General features: G+C 71.0%; 2 protein-coding genes and 1 pseudogene. All 3 read right to left on the reverse strand.

All coding sequences use genetic code 11. The features are described from left to right. A pseudogene (locus tag VOI19_RS17560) lies at positions 1–363 on the reverse strand (hypothetical protein); the annotation flags it as partial. A 19-nt stretch (positions 364–382) separates the two neighbouring features. Beyond that, positions 383–1,813 (reverse strand): trehalose-6-phosphate synthase, encoded by a 1,431-nt coding sequence (locus tag VOI19_RS17565; RefSeq protein ID WP_323794241.1) that lies wholly within the window; start codon positions 1,811–1,813, stop codon positions 383–385. 39 nt (positions 1,814–1,852) lie between these two features. Then, positions 1,853–2,851 (reverse strand): Gfo/Idh/MocA family oxidoreductase (locus VOI19_RS17570; RefSeq protein ID WP_323794242.1); only part of this gene is annotated, 999 nt, incomplete at its 5' end.

Consider the following 2,851-nt stretch of genomic DNA (forward strand, 5'->3'; position numbering starts at 1 on the left):
AGGGGCGATGAAGCGGCTCGCCAGGCGGTGGATCGACGCCTCGTCGGCCTCCGGCTCGAGCGCACGCAGTCGGGCGGCGTACGACTCGAAGTACGCCCGCTGGAGGCTGGGTCGCCGGTAGCCCTCGTTGAGCGCCAGCCGCAGGTCCGACGGCAGCGCTTCGGTGGCGTACAGGAGGCGCTCGAGTAGCGGTGCGCGCACCCACCGCGAGACCGGGTCGGGGGAGGGGCCCGACCAGGGCAGGATCCCGGCGGAGTCGACGAGCGGGTCGCCTCGTTCGAGGAGCGGCACCGACGTGACGGCGTCGTCGCTGATGAGGACGACGTCGTGCCAGCTGCTGACCCCGGGCCCGGCGGACCTCACGAGCGGGTCGACCCGCTCGTCACGACGGCTTCGCGGCGCGCGCCGGGGCGGCGTGCGTGCCGTCGCCGGAGTCTCCGAGCTCGAGCATGAAGGAGGCCGCCCACGCGGCGACGTCGTGCTGGCTGATGGTCTTGCGCATCGCCTTCATCCGGCGGGTCAAGGTCTTGTCGTCGGCCTCGTAGGCCTCGAGCAGCGCCGTCTTCATGCCGTTGATGTCGTAGGGGTTGATCAGCCAGGCCTGTCGCAGCTCGTCGGCGGCACCGGCGAACTCCGAGAGCACCAGGGCGCCGTCGTTCTCGAAGCGGCAGGCGACGTACTCCTTCGCGACGAGGTTCATCCCGTCGCGGTAGGGCGTGACCACCATGACGTCGGCGGCACGGTAGAGCGCCGCCATCTCCTCGCGGGGGTAGGAGGAGTGCAGATAGCTGATGACGGGGCGCCCGATACGGCCGAGGTCGCCGTTGATGCGACCGACGAGGCGGTCGATGTCGTCGCGCAGGATCCGGTACTGCTCGACCTGCTCACGGGAGGGCACCGCCACCTGCACGAAGACGGCGTCCTCGACGTCGAGGTGGCCGTCGGCGATGAGCTCGCTGAAGGCACGCAGCCGGGCGTAGATGCCCTTGGTGTAGTCGAGTCGGTCGATGCCGAGGAAGATCTTGCGGGGGTTGCCCAGGGCCTCGCGGATGGCGGTGGCGCGTTCAGCGACGGCCGGGGTCTGGGCGAGCTCCTCGAAGCCCGCGGCGTCGATCGAGATCGGGAACGCCGCCGCGCGCACCGTGCGACCGTCGGGCAGGTAGACGAGGTCGCGGTGCGTCTTGTGGCCGACGCGCTGGCGCACGAGGCGCACGAAGTTGGCCGACCCGCCGGGCAGCTGGAAGCCGAGGAGGTCGGCACCGAGAAGGCCCTCGAGGATCTGGCGGCGCCACGGCAGCTGCTGGAACAGCTCGGCCGGCGGGAAGGGGATGTGGAGGTAGAAGCCGATGCGCAGGTCGGGGCGCAGCTCGCGCAGCATCTGCGGCACCAGCTGCAGCTGGTAGTCGTGCACCCACACCGTGGCGCCCTTGGCGGCGACCTCGGAGGCCTTCTCGGCGAAGCGGCGATTGACGCCGACGTAGGAGTCCCACCACTCGCGGTGGAACTCAGGCTTGGCGACCAGGTCGTGGTAGAGCGGCCACAGGGTGCCGTTGGAGAAACCCTCGTAGTGCCCCTCGATCTCCTCGGGCGTCATCGACATCGGCACGAGGTGCAGGCCATCGGCCTCGAAGGGCTCGAGGTCCTGCTCGGTGCCGCCGGGCCACCCGATCCAGGTGCCGTCGTTGGCGCGCATGACCGGCTCGATCGCGGTCACGAGTCCGCCGGGGGAGGGACGCCACTCGATCGTGCCGTCAGGTCGCGTCACGCGGTCGACGGGCAGTCGGTTGGCGACAATCACGAGGTCAGCAGCCACGCCATGACCCTAGTCGACGTGGCGAAGCGGGGCGCGACGTCAGGCGAAGCCCACCCCGACCTGACCGAGCAGGCCTTCCATCTGACGCATCAGTGTGAGCGTCTGGGCGTGCGGCACGAGCGGGCTCTCCCGCAGACCGGCTCGCAGGCAGCGCCCCACCTCGAGGATCTCGTGGGTGTAGCCACGGCCGAGCACCGTGGGTGACTCGACCAGCAGGTCGATCGCCGGGCCGGCCTCTTCTCCGCTCCCACGGCCGGCGTACGGCGTGAAGACGGCCGCGGTCGGGTGGTGGAAGTCCGCCAGGTCGAGGCGACCCAGGTCGGTGGCCAGCGAGGCCGAGCGCGAGGACCACGAGGTCATCGAGGCGCTCATAGTGGCGAGGGCGCCGCCGGGGTAACGACCGGTGATCGCGACGTCGAGGTCGATGCCGCGGTCGCTGAGGTCGGCCGTCGCGTGCAGGGTCTCGGCCTCACCGAGGAGCAGGTGCGCCAGCGTGAGCGGGTAGATGCCCATGTCGAGCAGGGCGCTGGCGCCCAGCGCCGGGTCGAGCATCCGGTCGCCGGGCTCGGCGTCCACGCGGAAGCCGAGCTCGGCGTGGAGGTGTCGTGGCCGACCGAGACGTCCCGAGCGGACGGCGTCCACGACGGTCTGGACGACGGGGTGGCACGCGGTCCACATCGCCTCCATCAGGAACAGGTCGTGCTCGACGGCGAGGGCGACCATCTGCTCGGCCTGGTCGAGGGTCACCGTGAGGGGCTTCTCGCACAGCACGTGCTTGCCGGCGCCGAAGGCCGCGGTGGCGTGCTCGAGGTGGAGCGCGTGGGGGCTGGCGACGTAGACGACCTCGACGTCGGGGTCGGCGAGCAGGTCGGCGTACGAGCCGTGCGGTCGGCCTCCGTGCTCGTCGGTGAAGGCTCTTGCCGACTGCGTCGTGCGTGAGCCGACGGCGACCAGGTGGGCGTCGTCGACCAGAGCGAGGTCCTCGGCGAAGGAGTGGGCGATCTTGCCGGTGGCCAGGATCCCCCAGCGGATAGATCG

Origin of the sequence: Nocardioides sp., assembly GCF_034670285.1 — a bacterium.
GTDB lineage: Bacteria > Actinomycetota > Actinomycetes > Propionibacteriales > Nocardioidaceae > Nocardioides.